Below are 23,493 nucleotides of genomic sequence, written 5' to 3'. Positions count from 1 at the left end.
TAGCAGGAGCGAAGCATGACGCGACGCGCAAAAGGCCATGGCGCCGGCCAACAGGGCCGGGGCCAGCAGGATACGCTGCCCGGTGGCCGCAGCCAGCGCCAGCTGCGGGTGGGCGAGGAAATCCGCCATGTCCTCTCGGATGTGCTGCGCCAGGCGCATTTCCGCGATCCCGATCTGGATGGCATGATTGTCACCGTCACCGAGGTGCGGGTCAGTCCCGACCTCAAGAATGCCACCGCCTTTGTGATCCCGCTGGCCGGTGCCGGCCCGGAATCGGCCAAGGTGGTGGCCGGGCTAAATCGCGCCCAGGCCTATATCCGCACCCTGGTGGCGCAGCCGCTAAACCTGCGCCATGCTCCCAGCCTGTCGTTCAAGCTCGACCACAGCTTCGATACCGCACAGCGGATCGAGCAGGTGCTGCATCGCCCCGAGGTGCGTGCCGATATCGAAAAGCCGGCCGGCGAAGACGAAGCCCAGTGAGATATTTTCTGTGAGCCGGCAGCGCAAAGGCCTGCCGATCAGCGGTTGGGTTATTCTCGACAAGCCGCTCGGCATGACCTCAACCCAGGCGGTTGGCGCGGTGCGCCGGCTGACCGGCGCGGCCAAGGCCGGCCATGGCGGCACGCTTGATCCGCTGGCCAGTGGCGTGTTGCCGATTGCGCTGGGCGAAGCCACCAAGACGGTGGCCTATGCCATGGGCGCCGCCAAGGTTTATCGTTTCATGGCGCAATGGGGCGCTGCCACCAGCACCGACGATGCCGAGGGCGAGGTGGTGGCGCAATCCGAAAACCGCCCGACCGAAGCCGCGATCCGTGCCCTGCTGCCGCAATTCAGCGGCGAGATTTTGCAGCGCCCGCCGGCCTTTTCAGCCTTGAAGGTGGATGGCCGCCGCGCCTATGCCCTGGCGCGCCAGGGTGAAGTAGTTGATCTGGCGCCGCGCCCGGTGCGCATTGATCGGTTTGAGCTGCTCGACATGCCGGCGCCGGATCAGGCGCTGTTTGAGGTGGCCTGCGGCAAGGGAACCTATATCCGGGCCTTGGCGCGTGATCTGGGCGAAGCCCTGGGTTGTTTCGGCCATGTGGTGATGCTTCGCCGCACGCGGGTTGGCCGATTCAGCGCCGAAACGGCTTTTTCACTGGATTCACTCGGCGAACTATGCCAAAAGGACGCCGCGTCAGAATACCTGTTGCCGATCGAGACCGCGCTGGACGACATCCCGGCCCTGGTCGTGACCGGCCCTCAAGCCGAACGCCTCAGGCACGGCCAGAGCATACGGGTGATCTGCACGGGCTTACCGCTTCCCCCAGAAGGTGAGCTGCTGGTCAAGGCCGATGGCAAAGCCGTCGGTATCGGCCAGCGCGTTGCCGATGAGGTGCGGCCCGTGCGTCTGTTCAACCAATGATGTCGAGGAGTTGAAGTCATGACCATTACCGCAGAACGCAAGAAGGCGCTGGTTGCCGAATATGCCACCAAGCCGGGCGATACCGGTTCGCCGGAAATCCAGGTGGCCTTGCTCACCGAGCGTATCAACAATCTTTCCAGCCACTTCAAGAGCCACGGCAAGGATGTGCATTCCCGTCGCGGCCTGCTGATGATGGTTTCCAAGCGCCGCAGCCTGCTGGACTATCTCAAGCGTGTCGAAGCCCCGCGCTACGACAGCCTGATCCAGCGTCTGGGTCTGCGCAAGTAATCAGGAATGGCCGCCGCCGCTATCGCTACTGCGCGCTCCGGCGGCCCAGCCTCGGAACCTTTCGACGACGCCCGTTTCCACCCAGGTAAAGCATCTGGGCGGCAGCGGGCGTTTTCCGTTTAGGCTTTCGGGGCGGCCGAGGGTGGGGATGGGCCCCGCCTGAGGCAAACGAGCGCGGGGCGATGGTCGCCGCCGCGCCAAGGCTCTCACCCAAGGCCGTCAAGGGGGGTGGGCAGGCCTTCAGGCAAGGAAGACTGCTATGTTCAATATCCACAAGACTGAACTGATGTGGGGTGGGCGCAAGCTCACCATCGAAACCGGCAAGATCGCCCGTCAGGCCGATGGCGCCGTGCTGGTGACTTATGGCGAAACCACCGTGCTGTGCACCGCCGTGGCAGCGAAATCGCCGAAGCCGGGCGTGGATTTTTTCCCGCTCACCGTGAATTACCAGGAAAAGACCTTCGCCGCCGGCAAGATTCCGGGCGGCTTTTTCAAGCGTGAAGGCCGCCCGAGCGAGAAGGAAACCCTGGTTTCCCGCCTCATCGACCGCCCGATCCGCCCGCTTTTCGCCGATGGTTTCCGCAATGAAACCCAGGTGGTTTGCACCGTGTTGTCGCATGATCTGGAGAACGATCCGGATATCGTCGCCCTGGTTGGCGCCTCGGCCGCTTTGACCATTTCCGGCATTCCGTTCATGGGCCCGGTCGGCGCCGCCCGCGTTGGCTATATCGATGGTCAGTATGTGCTCAATCCCACCACCAAGCAGATGGCAGACAGCCAGCTTGACCTGGTGGTCGCCGGCACCGGCAAGGCCGTGCTGATGGTGGAATCGGAAGCACAGCAGCTGCCGGAAGACATCATGCTCAACGCCGTGATGTTTGGTCACACGCATTTCCAGCCGGTGATCGAGGCGATCATCGGCCTGGCCGAGCGCGCTGCCAAGGAACCGATGGCGCTGTCTGAGCGCACCGGTTACGAAGCCGCGCTGAAGAAGCTGGAAGAATCGGGCATCGAAGCCGAGCTGCGTGTCGCCTATGAAGAGAAGGTGAAGCAGGCGCGCTACGCCAAGGTTGGCGAGGTGAAGAAGAAGGCCAAGGCTTTGTTCGCCGAGGGTGAAGCCAATCCGGTGGATGTGAGCGACGCCTTCAAGGACCTGGAAGCCAAGGTGGTGCGTTTCAACATCCTGGATACCGGCCTGCGTATTGATGGCCGCGATACCAAGACCGTGCGCCCGATCGTGGCCGAAATCGGGATTCTTCCCCGCGCTCACGGCGCTGCATTATTTACCCGCGGCGAAACCCAGGCGCTGGTGGTCACCACGCTGGGCACCGGCTCGGACGAGCAGATCATCGATGCGCTGGATGGTGAATACCGCGAAGCCTTCATGCTGCATTACAACTTCCCTCCCTATTCGGTGGGTGAAGCCGGCCGCATGGGTTCGCCGGGCCGCCGCGAAATCGGCCATGGCAAGCTGGCCTGGCGCGCCGTGCGGCCGCTGCTGCCGGCCAAGGCGGATTTCCCCTACACCATCCGCGTGGTGTCGGAAATCACCGAGTCGAACGGCTCCTCCTCGATGGCCACCGTCTGCGGCACCTCGCTGGCGCTGATGGATGCCGGCGTGCCGATGAAGGCGCCGGTGGCGGGCATCGCCATGGGCCTGATCCTGGAAGGTGAGCGCTTTGCCGTGCTTTCCGACATCCTGGGCGACGAAGATCATCTCGGCGACATGGATTTCAAGGTTGCCGGCACCGATCAGGGCGTCACCTCGTTGCAGATGGATATCAAGATCGCCGGCATCACCGAGGAGATCATGAAGGTCGCCCTCGACCAGGCCAAGGGCGGCCGCCTGCATATCCTCGGCGAGATGGCCAAGGCCATCACCGAGAACCGTACCGGCGTGAAGGCCACCGCGCCGCGCATCACCACCTTCACCATCCCGAAGGACAAGATCCGCGAAGTGATCGGTTCCGGCGGCAAGGTGATCCGCGAGATCGTGGAGAAGACCGGCTGCAAGATCGACATCGAGGATGATGGCACGATCAAGGTGGCCTCCACCGACGAAACCGCCTCGGAAGCCGCGATCAACTGGATCAAGTCGATCGCTTCCGAGCCGGAAGTCGGCGTGATCTACAAGGGCAAGGTCGTGAAGATCGTCGATTTCGGCGCCTTCGTGAACTTCTTCGGTGCCCGCGACGGCCTGGTGCATGTCTCGGAAATGGCGCCGCGCCGGGTCAACAAGCCCAGCGATGTGGTGCAGGAAGGCCAGGAAGTGCGGGTCAAGGTGCTCGGCATCGACGAGCGCGGCAAGGTCCGCCTGTCCATGAAGGTGGTTGACCAGGCCACTGGCGAAGACCTGACCAACAAGCCGCGCGCCGAAGGCGACGTAGACGGCGAATAACTTTCTGCTTTTGCAGAATCAGGAAGGGCCGGGAGCGATCCCGGCCCTTTTTGTATCCAGGCATGGCATTATTAACCTATTTGCCAAATATAACCAATTGGGTTATTTTGGGACATGGAAAAGCGGAAACCGCATTACCGTCTTGCCGATATCCATGCGAGGGTTGCGGCAGGACGGGTGCGAACCACGCAGGCCGCCCGCAGCGGGGCGGTGGCGCTGGGCCTTGATTTTCAAGGCATGCTGGCAATCATTGCGGCGCTCACAATGAACGATTTCTACAAGTCGATGACCACGCATGCCGACCACACCATCTGGCAGGACGTGTATCGTCCCCGCAGCGCTGCCGCAGATATCTATCTGAAACTGACGCTGGTCGACGACCTGCTGATCGTATCGTTCAAGGAGCTGTGAAATGCAATGTCCGGTCTGCGGCGCGGCGGCGCTGGTGCATGACACCCGCGACCTGCCCTACAGCTACAAAGGTGAAACCACCACGATTCCCGCCGTCACCGGAGATTTCTGCCCGGCCTGCGCCGAGAGCATTCTCGATGCGGCAACATCCGAGCGGGTGATGGCTGAAATGCTGGCCTTCAACAAGCAGGTGAATGCCAGTATTGTTGACCCTGCGTTTATTATCCGGGTGCGTAAAAAGCTGGCGCTCGATCAGCGCAGGGCGGCGGAGCTTTTTGGCGGCGGTGTGAACGCCTTCTCGCGGTATGAAACCGGCAAGACCAAGCCGCCGCTGGCTTTGGTCAAGCTGCTGCAATTGCTTGATCGCCACCCGGATTTGCTCAAGGAAATAACCGCAGCGTAACGGCCAGAAAAAACCCGCCAGGCAAGGCTTGGCGGGTTTTGACTAGCTGGAGCGGCCGGCGTAATCAGCCGGTATAGCCGCCTTCGAAGATGGTCTCGGCGAGCGGGCGGCGGCTGTTCGGCGCCTCGCGGGCGGCCAGGGCTTCCGGCAGGATCGACTTGTCGCCAAGGCGGCCGATCACCACGCCGGCTTCCACGCGCCAATCTCCCGGCAGCTTCAATTCAGTGGCAGCGCGGGCGGTGTCAAAACCGATGATGCCATGCGCCACCCAGCCCAGCATGGCGGATTGCAGCGCCAGATTGGCCCAGGCGGCGCCGGTATCATAGCTCGGCGTTTTCGAGATCATCTCGTTATTGGTGCCGGGCTGGAGGAAATTCGGCTTCGAAGCCAGCACCACGATGGCGGCGGCATTCTTGGCCCAGAGCTGGTTCGGCTCGTTGAGCAGGCCGAGGAAAAGCGGCCATTGCGCAGTGTCCCGGCAGCCATAAAACAGGCGCCAGGGCTGCGAATTATAGGCCGAAGGCGCCCAGCGCGCGGCTTCGAAGATGGTCAGCAATTCACCCTGCGGGATGGCTTCGCCGGTGAAGGCGCGGGGCGAGAAGCGCTTGAGGAAAATCGGATCAATCGGATGGTCGGCCTTGCGGCCATTGGCTTCGGTCATCTACTGCCTCGAAGGAGTTGGGAAAAAGAACGGCGATTTAAGCAGATAGCGCTTCGCGCAGCCAGAGCAAGGCGGGGTCCGGCTCGTTGAAGTGGCGATGCCGGCTGCGCTGGAACAGGATTTCCACCACCTTGACGATGCTGGCAAAAAGCCGCGCCTGCGAAACATAGGCCACCCGGCCGGCGGCCTCGCCGGCTGGTGCGCCCCAGGGCGCCAGCGCGGCGATGCGCATGATCTCGCGCCATTCGATACTGCCGGTATAGTTGCGCATATCCACCAGGGTGGGGATGTTGAGGCCGATCAGGCCGCTGGCATGGCCGTCGCGGATACTTTCGTAGACAACCCGGCAATCCAGGTCGCCGCTGATGGTGATATGCAGCAGGCCGTCATCGCGGCGGATGTTGATTGCGCCGTCATACTTTTGCCGTGTCAGCGCCGCCGGCACGTCCGGTTCAGTCTCCATGCCACCCCCATGGCCTTACAACAGCCGTGGGACGAATCGCCGCAGCCGGCCGGCAGGATAGCAGCATCTAAGTTGTTGCCGTCACTTGCCCGCGGGTGGAAATCGGCGAAAATTGCCTGCCCTATTCCTGCCTATTTCTTCTGGTTGGATGCTGGCTGGCGGATTTTTTGTTGAGGAGTCTTCTGCGTATGGTGCCGTTTCGGGTCATTTTGTTTGCCCTGGTGCTGGCTGCACCGCTGGCGCCGGCCTGGAGCCAGGTGCCGGAGGATTCGGAAGCCGAGAATGCCGAGCCGGCGCAGGTGGTGCGTGGGCGCTACAATCAGGGCGAGTTAAGCGCCGATTGGGAGGCCATGCTGGAACAGGGCCGCCCGGTGCGGATCACGGAATGGCGCCGCTATGGCGAACATGGCGATGCCACAGTGGTGTTTGATTTCCATCGCGGCGACCTGATGCATTATGGCGAGCGCAGCCGCCGCGTGGCCGGCCAGGCAGGGGTTGCCGATGGCTATCGCCGCATCAGCCTCAATCTCAATTTCAGCCAGGGCCGCTTCACCTCGGGCCGCAAGCAGGTGGATGGTATTGATACCGAGCCGGACGAGCCGGAAATCCAGGCCGCCCTGGCCCAGGCGCGCAGCGCCATGGAACGGCTGGCCGGCACGCGCGTGCGCGGCGGCATCGGCCAGGGTTTGCTGGGCCAGGGCATTTTGGGTTTGGGCGATTGGAGCGAGCGCGGCCGGCAAACCCAGCCCGGCAGCACCAGCTATGGCTTTGCGCCGCCGCCGCCCTCTCCCCGTTTCGGGCCGATCCGGCCGGGTGAAATCGCCTTTCGCTGCGCCGATGATCTGCGCCTGGTGCTGGGCGCCGCCAGCGCCTTCAGTCGCCAGCCGGATACGCTGTTCCTGGAGCAGCCCGGCAAGCCGGCGGTGCCGCTGCTGCGCCAGCCGCCCGATGGCCGCTATGAATATCTCGGCCGGGGCTGGGCGGCGACGCGCTTTGGCGAGAATATCCAGCTCGAATCGGCTTCCGGCCAGGCTTGGTCCTGCGCCGTGGTGGCCGCTGTGCCGCCCAGTGACGCGGTGCCGCCGGGCAACGCGCCGGGCGCATTGCGCTAGGCTGGATTAGACTTCCGCCGGCGCCTGACGCATCATTGCGCCATGCCTGCCGCTCCTGCCGCTTCGCGCCGCCGTTTCCTGCAACTTGCTGGCGCCGCGCCGCTTGGCCTGGCCGCCTGCGCCATGGCGCCACAGGCCGGCCGGTTCAGCCATGGCGTGGCCAGCGGCGATCCCGATCAATCCAGCCTGCTGCTCTGGACCCGTTACCTGCCGGTCGATGGTGCCCGGGCGCGATTGACCTGGCAGGTTGCCGCCGATGCCGGGTTCAGCCGCCTGCTGGCGGAAGGCGAGGCCTGGGCCGAGCCGGCGCGGGATTATTGTGTCAAGGCGATAGCTGCAGGGCTGCCGCCGGATATGCCAGTGCATTACCGCTTTCGCGCCGGGGATGGCGCGGTCTCGCCGCCGGGCCGCGGCCGCACTTTACCGGCAGATGGCCAGCGCCCGCTCACTCTGCCGGTGTTTTCCTGCGCCAATATCGGCTTTGGCCATTTCAACGCTTATGCCCATGCTGCCGCGCGAGACGATCTTGATCTGCTGCTGCATCTCGGTGATTACATCTACGAACTGGGCGATCAGGTTTATCCCAGTCCGGCGCAGCGCGCGCCGGGGCGCGAAGGACTCGAGCCGCCACATGAAATCGTGGCGCTGGCGGATTACCGCCGGCGTTATGCCTTCTACCGTGCCGATCCCGATCTACAGGCTTTGCATGCGCGCCACAGCATGATGGCGGTGTGGGATGACCATGAATTCGCCAATGATGCCTGGCGCGACGGGGCGCAGAATCACCAGCCGGACCAGGAAGGCCCCTGGCCGGCGCGGCGCGCGGCGGCCCGCCAGGCATATTATGAATGGCTGCCGATCCGCGATGCGGCGCAGCTTTACCGCCAGGTGGCTTTGGGTGGCCTGGCCGATCTGATCCTGCTTGATACCAGGCTGGTTGGGCGGGATCGCCAGGCGGCGGTGCCGCGAGAGCTTTATACCGCCGCGTCGGAGTCAGAGGCTTATGCCAAGGCACTGGCGCGTTATCGCGGCCAACTGGCCGATCCGCGCCGCCAATTGCTCGGGCCGGAGCAGGAAGCCTGGCTCGACCGCGCCTTGGCGGCTTCGCAGCAACGCGGCGCAAGCTGGCAGATTGTGGCGCAGCAAGTGGTGCTGGGGCAGCGTTTTTTCCCCGCCGATATTGGCACGGCTTTGCCTGATACGGCCTCGGCCAATCTGCGTCAGTCGCTTCAGCGTCGCGCCGAGCTGGCGCAGCAGGGCATCACCACCACGCCGGATTCCTGGCCCGGTTATCATGCCGCGCGCCAGCGCCTGCTGGATCAGGCAACAATAGCGGGCCGGCGTGTGCTGCTGCTGGCCGGCGATACGCATAATGCCTGGGCTTATGGGCATCGCGGCGCAGATGGCCGCATGGTGGCGGAATTCGCCACGCCGGGGGTGTGTTCGCCGGGTCTGGAAAGTTTTGTGCCGCTGGCGCCGGAAAGGCTTGCCGCCGGTATGCGCCAGGCCAGCCCGGACATGCTGTGGTGCGACACGGCGCGGCGCGGTTATCTCAGCCTGCGCATCACGGCCGATAGCGCCGAGGCGACCTGGCATCTGCTGGCTGATATCCGGCAAAGGAATACCGGCCTGGCGCTGGAGCACAAACTCACCGCACGGGCGACTGCGGATAGCCTTACGCTTTCGGCATCAGCTTGAAGCGCGCCGTGGCGCGCACCACAATCTGCCCGGCCACTTTCAAATCGCAAACCACGGTGGCGTAATCGCCCTCGCGCTCCACCGAAGCCTGATGCGCTTCCAGCCAGTCGCCCATGCGCGCTGGGCGCAGGTATTTCAGCTTAAGATCGGTGGTGACCACGCGCACATCGGGAAAATTGTAATGAATGAAGCCGGCCATATGGGTATCGGCCAGCGTGGCCAGAAAGCCGCCATGGCCGGTGCCGTGGCGATTGCCGTGCTTGGGCCGCAGATGGATGCCCCAGACCGGCGGCTCGCCATCGATGCGCCGAATATAGAATTTGCCAAGGCGGCCAAAAAAACGGGAAACCGGTTCGGCGCGGATGAAGCCGGGGGGTATGGGGGCAGTGACGATGCGGCGGGTCATGCCCTGTTCTGGCCAGCCCGGCGCCGCTTGTAAAGTCGCGGGCTGTGAAAAGAAAAAGGGCGGCGTCTCTGCTAGCGCCGCCCTTTCCAGTTGGGGAGGAATAAACTCGGTCAAGACGATTGGCGGGAGGCGCCGGGAACCTCAGCGAGCCGGGGGGGACGGGGCTGAGGCAGGGGGGGGGAACGCTTCGGCGCTCCCGCCAATCTCTTGATGATGTGAATATAGGATGCCGCTGTCTTTATTGCCGTGATGGTCATCACGAATCGTAACAGCGTGGCTAAAATACTTGGATTTTCAGGAAATCCATATTTTACGCGGGTTTACGCCGCCAGAACCGGGCCAGCAGCGGGCCGAGCAGCAGCAGCAGCGCAATAATCAGCAGGCTGGCGCTTAAGGGCCGGGTCAGAAACACGCTCATATCGCCGCCGGAAATTGTCATGGCGCGGCGGAATTCCTGTTCGGCGAAGGGGCCCAGGATCATGCCGATGATGGTGGGCGCGGCGGGAAAATCGAAACGCCGCATCAGATAGCCGATGCCGCCGATGATATAGAGCAGGATCAGGTCGATGGGCGACTGGCTGATACCATAGGTGCCGATGGTGGCGAAAACCAGGATGCCGCCATAAAGCCAGGGCGTCGGGATGGTGAGAATCTTGGCCCATAACCCAACCAGCGGCAGATTCAGCACCAGCAGGATGACATTGCCGACATAAAGCGAGGCGATCAGGCCCCAGACCAGTTCGGGCTGGCTTTGCAACAGCAGCGGCCCGGGATTGATGCCATAGCTGGTAAAGGCCGACAGCATGATGGCGGCGGTGGCGGAAGTGGGCAGGCCGAGCGCCAGCATCGGCACCAGCACGCCGGCCGCCGAGGCATTATTGGCGGCTTCCGGCCCGGCCACACCCTCGATGGCGCCATGGCCGAATTCTTCCGGATGGCGCGAGAATTTCTTTTCGACAAAATAGCTCAGGAAAGTCGGCACCTCGGCGCCACCGGCCGGCAGCGCGCCGAACGGAAAGCCGATGGCCGAGCCGCGCAGCCAGGGTTTCCAGGACCGGCGCCAGTCTTCCTTGGTCATCCAGGCGCCGCCCTTGAGCTGCAAGGCCTGCGCCTCGGGCTGCGCCGGGCGGGCGGCGAGGTAGAGCGTCTCGCCAACCGCGAACAGGCCCACCGCCACCACGATGACATTGACGCCATCAAGCAGTTCGAGCAGGCCGAAGGTGAAGCGCGGCTGGCCGGTTTGCAGGTCGATGCCGATCAGGCCGAGCAGCAGGCCGAGGCCCAGGCTGGTCAGGCCGCGCAGCACGGAAGCGCCGAGCACGGCGGAAACTGCCACAAAGGCCACAATCATCAGGGCGAAATAATCCGCCGGGCCAAAACGCAGGGCAAATTCCACCAAAGGCGGCGCCAGAAAGGTGAGGCCCAGCGTGCCGATGGTGCCGGCCACAAAACTGCCGATGGCGGCAGTGGCGAGCGCTGCTGCGGCACGGCCCTTGCGCGCCATCTTGTTGCCTTCCAGCGCGGTGATAATCGTGGCGCTTTCGCCCGGCGTGTTGAGCAGGATCGAGGTGGTGCTGCCGCCATACATGGCGCCGTAATAGATGCCGGCGAACAGGATGAAGGCGGCGGTGGCCGGCACATGGAAGGTGATCGGCAGCAGCAGGGCGATGGTCAGTGCCGGGCCAAGGCCGGGCAGCACGCCCACGGCAGTGCCGAGCGTGACGCCCACCAGCGCCCAGAGCAGGTTCATCGGCTGCAAGGCCACCGCGAAGCCGTCGCCGAGCAGCGTCAGGGTTTCCATCAGAACCAGTCCTCCCAGAAGGCGCCGCTGCCGATATTGATGCCCAGCGCCTCGGCGAAGCCGAAATAGGCCAAAGCCGCGAAGCCTAAGCCGATCAGGATGTCGCGTATGGGGCGGCGGCTGCCGAAGGCGCGCGCAGTACAGCCAAACAGCAAGGTGGAGGCCGGAATGAAGCCGAGTGGTTGGATCAGGCCGACATTCAGCACCAGCCCGAGCAGCAGCCAGCCCAGTGGCCGTTTCTGCAAGGGCTGGTTCTCTTCCTCAGGTGTTTTCCAATCGCCGCGCCAGGCTTGCAGCAGCAATCCCAGCCCCAGGCCCAGCAGCAATGTGCTGGCAACATAGGCCATCACATTGGGGCCGACCTGGGCATAGGCCGGCGAAACCGGGATGCGCCTTGTCTGGTCAAAAGCGATCAGGCTCAGCGCCAGCACCCCCAGCGCCACCAGGCTTTCAGGCCGCCACAGCCGGCGCATCGCGCTTGCGCCCGGCTCAGCCGAGGCCCAGTTCCTTGAGGATATCGCCGATCCGTGTGATCTCGCTGTCGATATATTTGCGGTAATCGTCGCCGGCCAGGAAAATGTCGGTCCAGTCACGCGCCACCAGTTGCTCTTGCCAGGGCTTGGAAGCGCGCATCTTGCTCACCAGCTCGATCATTGCGGCGCGGTCGGCATCCTTCACGCCGGGCGGCGCAAAAACCCCACGCCAGTTGAACAATTCAACATCGATGCCCTGTTCCTTGATGGTTGGGATATCGATGCCGGCCTGGCGCTTGTCGGCTGAAATACCAAGTGCGCGCAGCTTGCCGGCCTTGATCTGCTCGGCGAATTCGCCATAGCCGGAGATACCGCAGGTGACCTGGGCGCCAAGCAAAGCCGCCTGGGCCGGGCCGCCGCCGGCATAGGCGACATAGGCCACCTTCTTGGCATCGCCGCCCACCGCCTTGGCGATCATGCCGGCCAGGATATGGTCGGTGCCGCCGGCCGAGCCGCCGGCCCAGGAAACCTTGGTCGGATCGGCCTTGAAGGCGGCACCGAGATCCTGCATCGATTTGAGCGGTGAACTGGCCGGCACCACCACCACTTCGAATTCGCCGGTCAGGCGGGCGATCGGCGTGGTCTGGGTCATGCTCACCGGCGATTTGTTGGTGATCAGCGCCCCCACCATCACCATGCCGGCCACCATCAGCGCGTTGCCCTGGCCTTTCCATTGATTGACAAATTGCGGCAGGCCAACCGCGCCGCCGGCGCCGCCCACATTGGTCACCTGTGCGCCCTTGATCAGTCCGGCGGCTTTCATCGCCTGTTCCATGCTGCGCGCCGTCTGGTCCCAGCCGCCGCCCGGATTGGCCGGCACAAAGAGCTTGAGATTGTCCACCTGGGCCTGGGCGCCAAAGGGCAGGCCGGCCAGCATGCTGCCGGCGCCAAGCGCTAGCGAGGTGCCGAGAAAGCGGCGGCGCGATGTAGCCTGCATTGGCAATGAATTGCGCATTATGGTTATCCTCCCGAAAGCGCCATTTATCCTTTATTTATGTGGATTCGGCGCGTTGCAGCCAGCCTAATCCTGGCCACCATCGGGTGCAAGCGCAGTGCTGTCATCCAGCAGCGGAAATGAAATCCGCACAATGGTGCCGCTGCCCGGGCTGCTTTCCAGGGTGAAACGGCCGCCCTGCAACTCCACCAGATTGCGGCTGATCGCCAGGCCGAGGCCGGAACCGCCCTTGTAGCGCGCCTTGTAGGCATCGCCGCGCTGAAAAGGCTCGAAGGCGCGGGCGATTTCAGAGGTGCTCATCCCTAGTCCGGTATCGGCCACGGTCAGCACCACAAAGCCGTCGCGTTGGTCGCCGCGCAAGGTTACGCTGCCGCCGGGCCGGTTGAACTTGACGGCATTGCTCAGCAGGTTGAGCAACACCTGCATCAGCGCGCGGCGGTCGGCAAACACGGCCAGGCCACAGGGCAGATGCGTGATCTTCACTGCCTCGGTCTGCGCCGTGGGCGCCACCATCGCCACCGCTTCCTGCACCAGCCCGTCCACCGCCAGCCGTTCTGGCGAAAAGCGCATCTTGCCGGCATCGATCTTTGATAGATCCAGGATGTCATTCACCAGGGTCAGCAAATGATGCCCGGAACGGTGGATGTGATTCATGTATTCCTGCTGGCGCGGCGATAATTCGCCGAGATAGCCGGCTTCCAGCATTTCCGAAAAGCCCAGGATGGCATTCAGCGGGGTGCGCAATTCATGGCTCATATTGGCCAGGAACTGGCTTTTGGCTTGGTTGGCGCGGTCGGCCGCCTCGCGTTCCTGGATCAGGCGCTGCTCGGTTTCCTTCAGCCGGGTGATATCGATGGCGGCGGTCACCACGCCCATCGCGGTGCCGCTCCCGTCATGCACCACCGATTTGCTCAGCCAGTAGGTTTTCTGCTTGCCGCTATCGGCATCGCGCCAGCGCCATTCCTCGTCAATCATGGCGCCCTTGTTATACAGCACGGCACGGTCGCCACGCTCGATCGGCAAGGCCAGGTCGGGCGGTGCCACTTCAGACAGCTTCTTGCCGATGATATCGGTGTCGCCATAGCCCAGCACGGCGCGGCTGCGTAAATTCACCAGCCGGTAGCGCAGATCACGATCCTTGTAATGCACCACCGCCTGCACCGTGTCGATCACCGCTTGCAGCAGCGAGAGGGTGTCTTCCTTTTCGCGCGCGGTGGCGGCCATGGCGCGGTGCGCGTCGTCGAATTCCAGCAGCACCAGGCCGATGCCGGTGGCCAGGTTAAGCAGCAGGGTGAGGATGAAGGGCCATTCCTGCGCCGGCGCGCCGGCATTTTGCTGCGCCAGGCCAACATAGACCAGGGTGTTGAGCGCGCGCACCAGCAGCACGATGCCCAGGCCGACATAGAGCACACTGCGGCGATGCACCAGCAGCAGGGCGCCGCCATAAATCTGCACCACGATCAGCGCCAGGCCGGGCAGGGCATAATAGCTTTGCGGGAAAATCAGCATCATGCCCACCACCACGGCACTGATCGCCAGGGTGAGCGACAAGGCAGCGGTGAGATTGGCCGGCAGGCCAAGATGATGCCGGATGCCAAAGGCCAGCAACACGGCGAAAGCCTGCTGCATCAGCACGGCCAAGGCGGCATAAGCCGGGTTGTTGGCCCAGTCGGTATAGCCGAAAATGGCAAAATTCACCGCCAGCGCCGCATGCGCCGCGGCCCAATAGGCCAGGTGCGGACGCTTTTCATGCAGCCTTGTCTGTACCAGCAGGCACAGGGCGGCGATCAGCAAAGTGACGAGACAGGCGGCTAATGCGCCGAAATTCCCCACGGCCGGCTTCCCCCTCCGCAGACCACCAGCAGGAGTATGGGCCGCGGGGCCGGTTGCGGCAAGGGCAAGCTGTGTCAGGCGATAGAGCTGGCCGGGGCAAGCCTTGCCGCAAAGCCGCCGGAAAGGCACAGTGCGGCGATGATGCAATGGCAGAAATTGTTGTCGGCGCAGCGGCTTGGCCATCGTGGCGCCGAGCCGGTGACGCCCGCGCGCAACCCGTTCCAGAAGGATTGGGACCGCGTGGTGTTCTGCTCGGCTTTCCGCCGCTTGCAGGACAAGACCCAGGTGCATTCGCTGCCCGAAAGCGATTATGTGCGTAACCGGCTGACCCATTCGCTGGAAGTCTCGTCGGTTGGCCGTTCGCTCGGCGCCCAGGTTGGCGAAGTGGTGGTGCGACGCGAAGGCGCCGGGCTGGACGGGATATCGGCGGCCGAATTCGGCCATATCGTGGCCGCTGCCTGCCTGGGCCATGATATCGGCAATCCGCCCTTTGGCCATTTTGGCGAAGCCACGGTGCAGCATTGGTTCCGCAATGGCGAGGGGGCACGCTATCTCGATGGCCTGGATGCCGCTGAGGCTGCCGACCTGACGCATTTTGAAGGCAATGCCCAGGGTTTCCGGGTGCTGACCCGGTTGCAGAACTGGCGCGATGCCGGCGGCCTGCGGCTGACCTGCGCCACGCTGGCCACCTTCATGAAATACCCGTTCGGTTCACCCGTGGCGGATCCGGTGCGCCGGAAATTCGGTTTTTTCCAGGCCGAGGCCGGGCTGTTCGGCGAGATGGCGGCGGTGGTTGGCCTGGCCGAAATCGCGCCGGGCCGTTTTGCCCGCCATCCGTTGACCCATCTGGTCGAGGCTGCTGACGACATCTGTTATTCGGTGGTGGATATCGAGGATGGCTTCAAGCTCGGCCGCATCAGCTTTGCCGAGGCCGAAACGCGGCTGATCGGCCTGCTGCCCACCCTGCCGCCGCGTTATGGCGAGATCAGCGACCAGCCCTGGAAAATCGCCTATCTGCGCGCCAAGGCCATCGGCGCGCTGATCGACCAGGCGGTGGAGGCTTTCCTGGCGCATGAGGCTGATATCCTGCGCGGCGCCTTCAAGGGCGATCTGCTGCGCCATGGTCCGGCGGCGCCGCAACTGGAGGAAATCGCCCGCTTCACCCGCGAGCGCATCTTTGAGACCCGCGAGCGTTTCCAGACCGAGGTGATGGGCGGCGAAATCCTGCTCAGCCTGCTTTCCGCCTTTGCCGCGGCGCATTATGCGCTGGAGCGGGCCGGCGGCGATCTGGCGCAACTGGCGCCACGCGACCGCGCCTTGCTGCGCCTGATGCCGCAACAGCCGGCGCAGGCGCAACGGCGTTATGACTGGTTGCTCAATGTCACCGATTTTGTCAGCGGCATGACTGATTCCTATGCCCTGAAACAATTTCAGCGCCTGCGCGGCCTGCAATAACAATCCGGAGGAAAGCACACGATGACGATCTCGATTGACTATTACACCTTCCTTGGCTCGCCCTGGGCCTATCTCGGCTCGCGTCGGCTGGAAGCCATGCTGACGCGCCACGGCGCCACGGCGCGTATCATCCCGATGGATGCGGCCAATGTGTTTTCGGTCAGCGGCGGCCTGCCGCTGGCCAAGCGGGCGCCGCAGCGCCAGGCCTATCGGTTGGTGGAACTGGCGCGCTGGCGTGATTTTTTGGATGTGCCGCTCACCTTGCAGCCGAAATTTTTCCCCAAGCCGGAAGCCTTGCCGGCGCGGCTGGTGATCGGCTTGCGCGATGCCGGCGGCCCGGATGCCGGGGCCAATGCCATCCGCCTGGCCCATGCCGTGATGCGCGCCGTGTGGGCCGAAGAACGCGACATCACCGATGATGCCACGCTGGATGCGATCCTGGCCGAAAACGGCTTTGACGCCGCCGCCTGCCGCGCCGCCGCCGAGAGCGAGGCGGTGAGCCAAGCCTATGCCCAAGGCACCGAACAGGCCAATGCGGCGCAGGTATTTGGTGCGCCGTCCTATGTGCTGGATGGCGAGATTTTCTGGGGTCAGGATCGGCTGGATTTTCTCGATCGTGCGCTGGCGCGCCGTACTGGAAAATAAGCTATTGATTTGATTTGAGTATGCTCCGGGTTTTATGAGGTTTTTCGCAGCACGGTTGTGCGAAAAACCTCATATCCTGGCAGCCTTCGGCGCGTTATTCCTGGGGCAATCATAAATAACCGCAGGAGGAAGCCGATGCAGTCTGCGTCAGAAGCCGGTCAGGAGCGTGAAAATCCGGCGCGTGACAGCCTGGCCCACCGGCTGCATATCCGTGAAATCCAGATTGTGCGGCTGATCGGCCATGGCCTGGGCAACCGCGAGATTGCCGAGCGGCTGGCGCTCTCGGTGCAGACCGTGAAATGGTACAACAAGTCGCTGTTCCAGAAGCTGAAAGTGGGCAGCCGCAGCGAGGCTTTGTCGGCCGCCCGCGCCAGTGGTCTGATTTGATCTGAACGTCAGCCCGGCATGAACAGGCCGCGTTCGGCCTGCACCATCTCGGCAATGAAATCACCGGCCGCCTTCACCCAGGCCACATCATGCAGGTCGGCATGGGTGATGAGCCAGAAAGTGCGATCCAGCGCCACCTGGCCCGGCAGCACATGCACTAAGTCAGGATAGGGCGCCGCCATGAAGCAGGGCAGCACGCAGATGCCGGCGCCGGCAATGGTGGCATGCAGTTGCGCGATCAGGTTGGACGAGCGGATACGCGCCTTCAGGCCGGGGGAGATCAGCGGCAGGTAATCCAGCTCCGGGCTGAAGATATATTCATCGGCATAACCAATCAGGCGATGCTGCTGCAACTCGGCCACGCTTTGCGGCAGGCCATGCGCCGCCACATAGCTTGGCGCGGCATACAGCACCAGGCGGTAATCGGTCAGCTTGCGGGCATAAAGCCGGCCTTCCTTGGGGCAGTTCAGCCCGATGGCGATATCGGCTTCGCGCTTCGACAGGCTGAACACACGCGGCATGGCGATCAGTTCCACCTGCAAATCCGGGTGGCGTTCCACAATGCGGCCCAGGCGCGGCCCGAGGAAACTGCCGCCGAAACCATCCGGCGCCCCGATCCGCACCGAACCTGAAATCGCCGCGCTGGCGCCGGAAAGTTCCTTGGCGGCGCGGATTGTGGTGCGCTCGATATTCTCGGCAAAGCTGAGCAATTGTGTGCCGGCCTTGGTCAGCCGGTAGCCCTGCGGCTGGCGCTCAAAGAGCGGCGAGCCGAAGGCGGCTTCCAGCGCCGCGATGCGGCGGCTTACGGTGGTGTGATCCTGGCCCAGCACCCGTGCCGCCGCCGTCAGCCGGCCGCTGCGCGCCACCGCCAGAAAATAGCGCAGATTGTCCCAGTCAAAATCCGCCCGCGTCATGGGCCAGACGATAGCGCTGCCGCTCCGGCTTGGCTACGATCCGCCGAATTGTAGGGGGTTGTGGTGATGAGTCTGGCGCAGTTGGCCCTGGTACAGCGGGTGCAGCAAGTTTTTCCTGGCGTGATGGCCGCCGCCGTGGTGGGCGTTGCCGCCACTTTCCTGTCGGAGCATTATGGCGGGCCGGTGATGCTGTTTGCCCTGCTGCTCGGTATGGCGCTGTATTTCCTGTCGCAGGAAGGCAAATGTGTGCCCGGCATCGAATTTGCCGCACGTGGCCTGCTGCGTTTCGCCATTGCCTTGCTCGGCACCCAGATCACGCTCAGCGAGATCATGGCGCTGGGGCCGCGCCCGATCCTCACCGTGCTGGTCAGTGTGCTGGCCACCATTGTCGTCGGCCGCCTGCTGGCCCGCGCGCTTGGCCTGGAGGCGCGTTTCGGCCTGCTCACCGGCGGCGCGGTAGCGATTTGCGGCGCCTCGGCGGCTTTGGCGATTTCAGCCGTGCTGCCGCGCGGGCCCAATGCCGAACGCGACACGGCCTTCACCGTCATCGGCGTCACCGCGCTCTCCACCGTGGCGATGATCCTGTATCCGATGCTGGTGCCGTTGCTGGCGCTGGATCATACGGCAGCGGGCGTGTTCCTCGGCGCCACCATCCATGATGTGGCCCAGGTGGTGGGCGCCGGCTTCTCGATCTCGCAGGAAACCGGCACCATCGCCACCTTCACCAAACTGCTGCGGGTGGCCCTGCTGCTGCCGGTGGTGTTCTGCTTCACCTTGCTGTTCCGCGATGCCGTGGCCGGCGCGGCGCAAAACAGCGCCGGGCGCCAGCCGCCCTTGCCGTGGTTCCTGATCGCCTTTGCCATGCTGGTGCTGCTCACCTCCACCGGCATCTTCCCGCAGCCGGTGCTGGATGCGGCCAAAAGCACCTCGCGCTGGTGCCTGGTGATCGCGATTTCCGCCCTGGGCATGAAAACCACGCTGAAATCGGTCGCCTCGGTCGGCCCGCGCGCCATCGCCCTGCTGGTTGGCGAAACCCTGTTCCTGCTGCTGCTGGTGCTCGGCCTGATCTGGCTGGAATATGCTTAGCCGAACTTCTCCCGCGCCAGCCGGGCGCCGGCGCCCAGCGCCTGCAATTTGGCATAGGCCACATCGCGGTCAAGCGGCGCCAGGCCACAATTGCTGGCCGGCAGCAACTTGTCCTTGGGCACAAATTGCAGGGCCGTTTCGATGGTGGCCAGAATCTGTTCCGGGGTTTCGATCGTGTCTGTCGCCACGTCGATCACGCCCACCATCACCTGCTTGCCTTCCAGCAAGGCCATCAGATTGGGCGGCACACGCGAATTGATACATTCCAGCGATACCTGGTCGATGCGGCTCTTGGCCAGGGCGGGGAAAAAATCCTCATACTGGCGCCATTCACTGCCCAGCATGCGTTTCCATTCGATATTGGCCTGGATGCCATAGCCATAGCAGATATGCACCGCCGTGGTGCAGGTCAGGCCGTCAATCGCCCGGTGCAGCGCGTCGATGCCCCAATCGGCGGCCTGGCGCGTATAGGCATTGAAGGCCGGTTCGTCAAACTGGATCACATCCACGCCCTCGGCCTGCAAGGCGCGGGCTTCCTGGTTCAGCAATTCGGCAAAGGCGAAAGCGGTTTTCACCCGGTCGCCATAATACTGGTCGGATACCGTGTCCATGATGGTCATCGGCCCGGGCAGGGTGAACTTGATCTTCTTCTTGGTATGGGCGCGCAGGAAGCCGGCTTCCCAGGGATGGGCGCGTTCCTTCAATTCCAGCTTGCCCACCACACGCGGCACCATCGCCTTGTAGCGATTGTCGCGGATGCCGATCTCCACCTTGTTGGCGCGGTCGATGCCGGCCACATTCTCCACAAAGCCATGCACAAAATGCTGCCGGCTCATCTCGCCATCGCCAATGATATCCAGCCCGGCATCCTCTTGCAGCTTGAGCCAGACCAGCGTGGCATCGCGCTTGGCGGCGTCCAGCTCGGCGCCCTCGGCGCGCCATTGCGGCCACAATTTGTGCGTCTCGGCCAGCCAGCCGGGTTTGGGCAGGCTGCCGGCGATGGTGGCGGGGAACAGCATCTCGGTGTTGGACATGGTTTCCTCGGCGATTCTTTTTCTGCTTGCCGGCAGCAGCATACCAGCCAGCAGCAAAAAACGACAGACGAAGCCGTCTGGCGGGCTATAATGGCTGCTCCAGGGGATGGAAAATGCAGGAACCGGAGCGGCATGCCAAACCGCAATATTGACGACGCGATCAATCAGCGCCTGTTCGAGACCTCGCTCGACCTGATCCTGGTGGTCAGCCGTACCGGCGAATTCCTGCGCGTCAGCCCCAGCGCCCTGACCATCCTGGGGCGTCGGCCCGACGAGATGGTGGGGCATTTTGGCGGCGATTTTGTGCATCCCGACGATCTCGACCCGACCCGCGCCGAGATGCGCGCGGCGCGGCTGCATAACAGCACGCGCAACTTCGATTGCCGCTACATGCACAAGGATGGCCATGCCGTGCCGCTGAACTGGACCGGCGTGTGGCTGGAGCAGGAGGCGCAGCATATCTTCATCGGCCGCGACATCACCGAGCAGCTTGCCGCCGAACGTAAATTGCAGCATGCCCAAAGGCTGGAGGCAGTGGGCCAGCTTACCGGCGGCATCGCGCATGATTTCAACAATCTGCTGGCCGTGGTGATCGGCCATCTGGATCTGATCCTGAAACGGCCGGAAGCCGGCGCCACTGTTGCCGGTTTCGCCGAGGCGGCGTTGCAGGCGGCGCAGCGCGGCGCCGAACTGACACGGCAATTGCTGGCTTTTGCCCGCCAGCAGCCGCTGGCGCCGAAAGTGGTGGATGTGAACCGCCTGGTGGACGACATGGCGCGGCTGCTCGGCCGCACCCTGGAGCAGCATATCGATCTGCGTTTCCTGCCCGGCAGCGGGCTATGGCCGGTGCTGATCGATCCGGTCAATCTGGAAGCAGCACTGGCCAATCTGGTGGTGAATGCCCGCGATGCCATGCCGGATGGCGGCCGATTGCTGATTGAAACCATGAATGCCACGCTGGACGCGGATTTTGCCCAGGCCAATCCCGGGGCGCAGCCGGGTGATTATGTGGTGCTGGCGGTGAGCGATACCGGCACCGGCATGGCGGCGGAGATTCTCGACCGCATCTTCGAGCCGTTTTTCACCACCAAGGAGGTTGGCAAAGGCACCGGGCTGGGCCTCAGCATGGTGTTTGGCTTCGTCAAACAATCCGGCGGCTATATCAAGGCCTATAGCGAACCGGGTCATGGCACCACGATCCGGCTGTATCTGCCGCGTGCCGCCGGCCTGCCTGTGCCGGAAGATGCCATCCGGGCCGAACCCACCGCGCCGCACCGCGCCCGCATCCTGGCGGTGGAAGATAACGAGGCGATCCGTAAGCTGGTGCTGATGCAGCTAGATCAGCTTGGTTATGAAGCGGTGGGTGCCGCCAGTGCCGCCGAAGCGCTGACGATCCTGCAAGCCGGGCCAATGCTGCAAGCCGGAGCCGCGCCGTTTGACCTGCTGTTCACCGATGTGGTGATGCCTGGCGGCATGAATGGTGTGGAACTGGCCCGCCTGGCGCAGCAGCGCCAGCCCGGCCTCAAGGTGTTGTTCACTTCGGGTTTTCCCGGTGCGCTGCTGGCCGATGGGCGCGAAGTGACCAGTGCTGAGGCAGTGCTGGGCAAACCCTATCGCATGCAGCAACTGGCGGCGGCTTTGGCGACCGCCCTGGCGAAATAGCTTATTCCGCCGCCTGGGTCTGCAACGCCGCCATGCGTGGCGTCGGCCGGTCATTCATGAACAGCTGCATCAGCCCGGCGGCAACGCCGATGCCGGCGGCAAGCTGCCAGGCCAGGCTGTAGGAGCCGAGCGAATCATAGATCACGCCGCCGGCCCAGGCGCCGAGGAAACTGCCGACCTGATGGCTGAAAAACGCGATGCCGGTCAGGGTGGCCAGGAAGCGGATGCCGAAAATCTGCGCCACCAGGCCGTTGACCAGCGGGATCACGCCCAGCCACAGCGTGCCCATGGCGGCGGCGAACAGCAAGGTGGTGGCCTGGCTGGCCGGAAACATGAAATAGGCCGCCAGGATGAAGGAGCGCAGCAGGTAGATCAGGCCCAGCAGGGTGCGCTTCGGATAGCGGTCGCCGAGCCAGCCGAACAGCCAGGAACCGAACACGTTGAAGGCGCCGATCACCGCCAGCGCCTGGGCGCCGACCATCGGGTCGATGCCGCAATCGGCCAGGTAGGTGGGCAGATGGGTGGTGATGAACACCAATTGCAGACCGCAGACAAAAAACGCGGCGGCCATCACGATATAGCCACCATGGCGGCGGGCTTCACCGAGGGTCTGGCCCAGGGTCTCGCTGACGGCGCCCTGGCTGGGCAGCGGCACCTTGTCGGCGCGGCTGCCGAGGAAAGCCGCCGGCAGCATGGCGGCGGTCAAGCCGATGAAAACAAAGGTGGCGATCTGCCAGCCATAGGCGGCAATGGCGCCCTGGGCCAGCGGGGCGCAGAAAAAAGTGCCGATCGAGCCGGCGGCGGAAACCAGGCCAAAAGCCAGGCTGCGGCGTTCCGGCCGCACCACGCGGGCGGCGATCTTGGCGGCGATGCCGGATGTGGTGCAGGACAGGGCCACGCCGATCAGCACACCGGCGCCCAGCATGATCTGCACCGGGCCGGTGGCAAAGGCGGTGAGGGTGAAGCCGGCGGCATAGAGCAGGCAGCCGATCAGGGCTGCCCAGCGGGTGCCATACCGATCCACCAGCGCGCCAGTAAACGGCTGTGTCACACCCCAGACGATATTCTGGATCGCCAGGGCAAAGGCATAATCGCTGGCGCTGACGCCCAGATCCTCGCCAATCGGGCGCATGAACAGGCCCTGGCTCTGGCGCATGCCCATAGCCAGCGACAACATGAGGGCGGCGCCGCCCAGAATCCAGATGCTTTGCGCACGGCTCAGGCTGGCATGGTGAAATGGCTGCGTCATGGCGGGGGCTCTGTTTTTTTATGGTCTCGGGCTGGCTGAAAAATGCCGCGCCATGCGGCCAAAGTCCAGTGCGGGATTGTACTAGGATTGCACCCATGCGCCGCAGGGTAGCTTGGCTATAGTCAAGAAAAACTGCGATTTTTTTGCAATTAGGTCCATTCAAAACACAATATACTTCAGCTAGTAATACTATCCGTTGCCAACACCATCGGGAGAATATGAATGTTCAGGAAGTTTGCTGTTGCGCTGGCCGCGGCATGGTTTGCTACGGCATTGCTATCCGCCATGCCGGCCCTGGCTGCCGGCGCCATTGCAGTGGATGACGAAGAAGGCGCCAATCCGGCCGAGGTTGGCTATGGCATCGGCTATGGTTCCAGCCGTGACGAAGCCGCTGCCGAGGCGATGGCGGAATGCCGCAAGGCTGGCAACAAAAGCTGCAAAGTGGCGGTGCGGTTCGATAAATGCGGCGCCTATGCCGCGTCGAAATCGCATTTCGGCACCGGCTGGGGCAGCAGCAAGGCGGCAGCCACCGCCAATGCCATGGAAAGCTGCGGCGCTGGCTGCAAGCTGGTGGTGGCCGAGTGCGACGACTAGGCTGAGCCTGACCTGTGGCCGGCATGCTGTCGGCCACAGGCTTGCTTTGAAATCCCGGCAATGCTGTTCTTGCTGCAACCTCCCTTGCCAGGATTTGACATGC

24 protein-coding genes are annotated in these 23,493 nt (G+C 63.7%); 14 read left to right on the top strand and 10 right to left on the bottom strand.

The window, feature by feature from the left end; all coding sequences use genetic code 11:
- The first annotated feature begins 15 nt into the window (after positions 1–15).
- The 6 genes from rbfA (at position 16) to KBB36_RS00280 (ending at position 4,902) form a co-directional block, all read left to right on the top strand.
- On the top strand, positions 16–480 hold the full coding sequence (rbfA, locus tag KBB36_RS00305; RefSeq protein WP_290975341.1) for a 30S ribosome-binding factor RbfA: 465 nt from the start codon (positions 16–18) through the stop codon (positions 478–480).
- A gap of 10 nt (positions 481–490) precedes the next feature.
- Positions 491–1,402, top strand: a complete 912-nt coding sequence (gene truB / locus KBB36_RS00300) for a tRNA pseudouridine(55) synthase TruB (RefSeq protein WP_290975339.1) — start codon at positions 491–493, stop codon at positions 1,400–1,402.
- An 18-nt stretch (positions 1,403–1,420) separates the two neighbouring features.
- Positions 1,421–1,690, top strand: a complete 270-nt coding sequence (gene rpsO / locus KBB36_RS00295; RefSeq protein ID WP_290975337.1) for a 30S ribosomal protein S15 — start codon at positions 1,421–1,423, stop codon at positions 1,688–1,690.
- 259 nt (positions 1,691–1,949) lie between these two features.
- Complete coding sequence (pnp, locus tag KBB36_RS00290; protein ID WP_290975335.1) at positions 1,950–4,088, top strand: polyribonucleotide nucleotidyltransferase; 2,139 nt, start codon at positions 1,950–1,952, stop codon at positions 4,086–4,088.
- Between the two features lie 114 nt (positions 4,089–4,202).
- The gene (locus KBB36_RS00285; RefSeq protein ID WP_290975333.1) at positions 4,203–4,499 is read left to right on the top strand and encodes a type II toxin-antitoxin system MqsR family toxin; all 297 of its coding nucleotides are present in this window, start codon (positions 4,203–4,205) and stop codon (positions 4,497–4,499) included.
- Position 4,500: 1 nt separating this feature from the next.
- Positions 4,501–4,902, top strand: a complete 402-nt coding sequence (locus KBB36_RS00280; protein ID WP_290975331.1) for a type II toxin-antitoxin system MqsA family antitoxin — start codon at positions 4,501–4,503, stop codon at positions 4,900–4,902.
- Positions 4,903–4,966: 64 nt separating this feature from the next.
- Here KBB36_RS00280 and KBB36_RS00275 read toward each other — a convergent pair whose 3' ends face one another.
- Both KBB36_RS00275 and KBB36_RS00270 read right to left on the bottom strand, forming a co-directional pair.
- Entirely contained in the window at positions 4,967–5,563 is a 597-nt protein-coding gene (locus KBB36_RS00275) for a nitroreductase family protein (protein WP_290975329.1), read from the bottom strand.
- Positions 5,564–5,600: 37 nt separating this feature from the next.
- A complete protein-coding gene (locus tag KBB36_RS00270; protein WP_290975327.1) occupies positions 5,601–6,026 on the bottom strand; it encodes a hypothetical protein in 426 nt (141 codons plus the stop codon).
- Between the two features lie 188 nt (positions 6,027–6,214).
- Between KBB36_RS00270 and KBB36_RS00265 the strand changes: the two genes are divergently transcribed.
- Entirely contained in the window at positions 6,215–7,138 is a 924-nt protein-coding gene (locus tag KBB36_RS00265; RefSeq protein ID WP_290975325.1) for a hypothetical protein, read from the top strand.
- Between the two features lie 42 nt (positions 7,139–7,180).
- Positions 7,181–8,836, top strand: coding sequence for an alkaline phosphatase D family protein (locus KBB36_RS00260; RefSeq protein WP_290975323.1), 1,656 nt, complete (start codon positions 7,181–7,183; stop codon positions 8,834–8,836).
- Here KBB36_RS00260 and KBB36_RS00255 read toward each other — a convergent pair.
- From KBB36_RS00255 to KBB36_RS00235, 5 genes are all read right to left on the bottom strand, one after another.
- On the bottom strand, positions 8,814–9,242 hold the full coding sequence (locus KBB36_RS00255) for a PaaI family thioesterase (protein WP_290975321.1): 429 nt from the start codon (positions 9,240–9,242) through the stop codon (positions 8,814–8,816). The two genes, KBB36_RS00260 and KBB36_RS00255, sit on opposite strands and share 23 nt — an antisense overlap.
- Before the next feature lie 310 nt (positions 9,243–9,552).
- Positions 9,553–11,043, bottom strand: coding sequence for a tripartite tricarboxylate transporter permease (locus tag KBB36_RS00250; protein ID WP_290975319.1), 1,491 nt, complete (start codon positions 11,041–11,043; stop codon positions 9,553–9,555).
- On the bottom strand, positions 11,043–11,516 hold the full coding sequence (locus KBB36_RS00245; protein WP_290975317.1) for a tripartite tricarboxylate transporter TctB family protein: 474 nt from the start codon (positions 11,514–11,516) through the stop codon (positions 11,043–11,045). The genes KBB36_RS00250 and KBB36_RS00245 overlap by 1 nt, the downstream gene beginning before the upstream one ends.
- Positions 11,517–11,532: 16 nt before the next feature.
- Positions 11,533–12,531: a tripartite tricarboxylate transporter substrate-binding protein gene (locus KBB36_RS00240; RefSeq protein WP_290975315.1), complete on the bottom strand. Its 999-nt coding sequence runs from the start codon at positions 12,529–12,531 to the stop codon at positions 11,533–11,535.
- A 66-nt stretch (positions 12,532–12,597) separates the two neighbouring features.
- Entirely contained in the window at positions 12,598–14,364 is a 1,767-nt protein-coding gene (locus tag KBB36_RS00235; RefSeq protein WP_290975313.1) for a HAMP domain-containing sensor histidine kinase, read from the bottom strand.
- A 36-nt stretch (positions 14,365–14,400) separates the two neighbouring features.
- On the opposite strand from KBB36_RS00235, the gene KBB36_RS00230 reads away from it, so the two are divergent.
- The 3 genes from KBB36_RS00230 (at position 14,401) to KBB36_RS00220 (ending at position 16,851) form a co-directional block, all read left to right on the top strand.
- Positions 14,401–15,819, top strand: a complete 1,419-nt coding sequence (locus KBB36_RS00230; RefSeq protein ID WP_290975310.1) for a deoxyguanosinetriphosphate triphosphohydrolase — start codon at positions 14,401–14,403, stop codon at positions 15,817–15,819.
- 21 nt (positions 15,820–15,840) lie between these two features.
- Positions 15,841–16,464 (top strand): 2-hydroxychromene-2-carboxylate isomerase, encoded by a 624-nt coding sequence (locus tag KBB36_RS00225; protein WP_290975308.1) that lies wholly within the window; start codon positions 15,841–15,843, stop codon positions 16,462–16,464.
- Between the two features lie 135 nt (positions 16,465–16,599).
- The gene (locus KBB36_RS00220; RefSeq protein WP_290975306.1) at positions 16,600–16,851 is read left to right on the top strand and encodes a LuxR C-terminal-related transcriptional regulator; all 252 of its coding nucleotides are present in this window, start codon (positions 16,600–16,602) and stop codon (positions 16,849–16,851) included.
- Between the two features lie 8 nt (positions 16,852–16,859).
- Here the strand turns inward: KBB36_RS00220 and KBB36_RS00215 are convergent, their stop codons facing one another.
- The gene (locus KBB36_RS00215; protein ID WP_290975304.1) at positions 16,860–17,765 is read right to left on the bottom strand and encodes a LysR family transcriptional regulator; all 906 of its coding nucleotides are present in this window, start codon (positions 17,763–17,765) and stop codon (positions 16,860–16,862) included.
- Between the two features lie 66 nt (positions 17,766–17,831).
- Here KBB36_RS00215 and KBB36_RS00210 point away from each other — a divergent pair, with 66 nt between their 5' ends.
- Positions 17,832–18,851, top strand: coding sequence for a putative sulfate exporter family transporter (locus KBB36_RS00210; protein WP_290975302.1), 1,020 nt, complete (start codon positions 17,832–17,834; stop codon positions 18,849–18,851).
- Here the strand turns inward: KBB36_RS00210 and KBB36_RS00205 are convergent.
- Positions 18,848–19,885 (bottom strand): methionine synthase, encoded by a 1,038-nt coding sequence (locus KBB36_RS00205; protein ID WP_290975300.1) that lies wholly within the window; start codon positions 19,883–19,885, stop codon positions 18,848–18,850. The two genes, KBB36_RS00210 and KBB36_RS00205, sit on opposite strands and share 4 nt — an antisense overlap.
- A 132-nt stretch (positions 19,886–20,017) precedes the next feature.
- Between KBB36_RS00205 and KBB36_RS00200 the strand changes: the two genes are divergently transcribed.
- Entirely contained in the window at positions 20,018–21,547 is a 1,530-nt protein-coding gene (locus KBB36_RS00200; protein ID WP_290975298.1) for an ATP-binding protein, read from the top strand.
- Position 21,548: 1 nt separating this feature from the next.
- Here KBB36_RS00200 and KBB36_RS00195 read toward each other — a convergent pair whose 3' ends face one another.
- The gene (locus tag KBB36_RS00195; RefSeq protein WP_290975296.1) at positions 21,549–22,796 is read right to left on the bottom strand and encodes an MFS transporter; all 1,248 of its coding nucleotides are present in this window, start codon (positions 22,794–22,796) and stop codon (positions 21,549–21,551) included.
- Between the two features lie 222 nt (positions 22,797–23,018).
- On the opposite strand from KBB36_RS00195, the gene KBB36_RS00190 reads away from it, so the two are divergent.
- Complete coding sequence (locus KBB36_RS00190) at positions 23,019–23,390, top strand: DUF4189 domain-containing protein (protein WP_290975294.1); 372 nt, start codon at positions 23,019–23,021, stop codon at positions 23,388–23,390.
- Positions 23,391–23,493: the final 103 nt, after the last annotated feature.

This window comes from Ferrovibrio sp. (assembly GCF_017994015.1).
GTDB lineage: Bacteria > Pseudomonadota > Alphaproteobacteria > Ferrovibrionales > Ferrovibrionaceae > Ferrovibrio.
The sequence above is the reverse complement of the archived record's forward strand: the minus strand, read 5'-3'. Positions and strand labels throughout refer to the sequence as shown.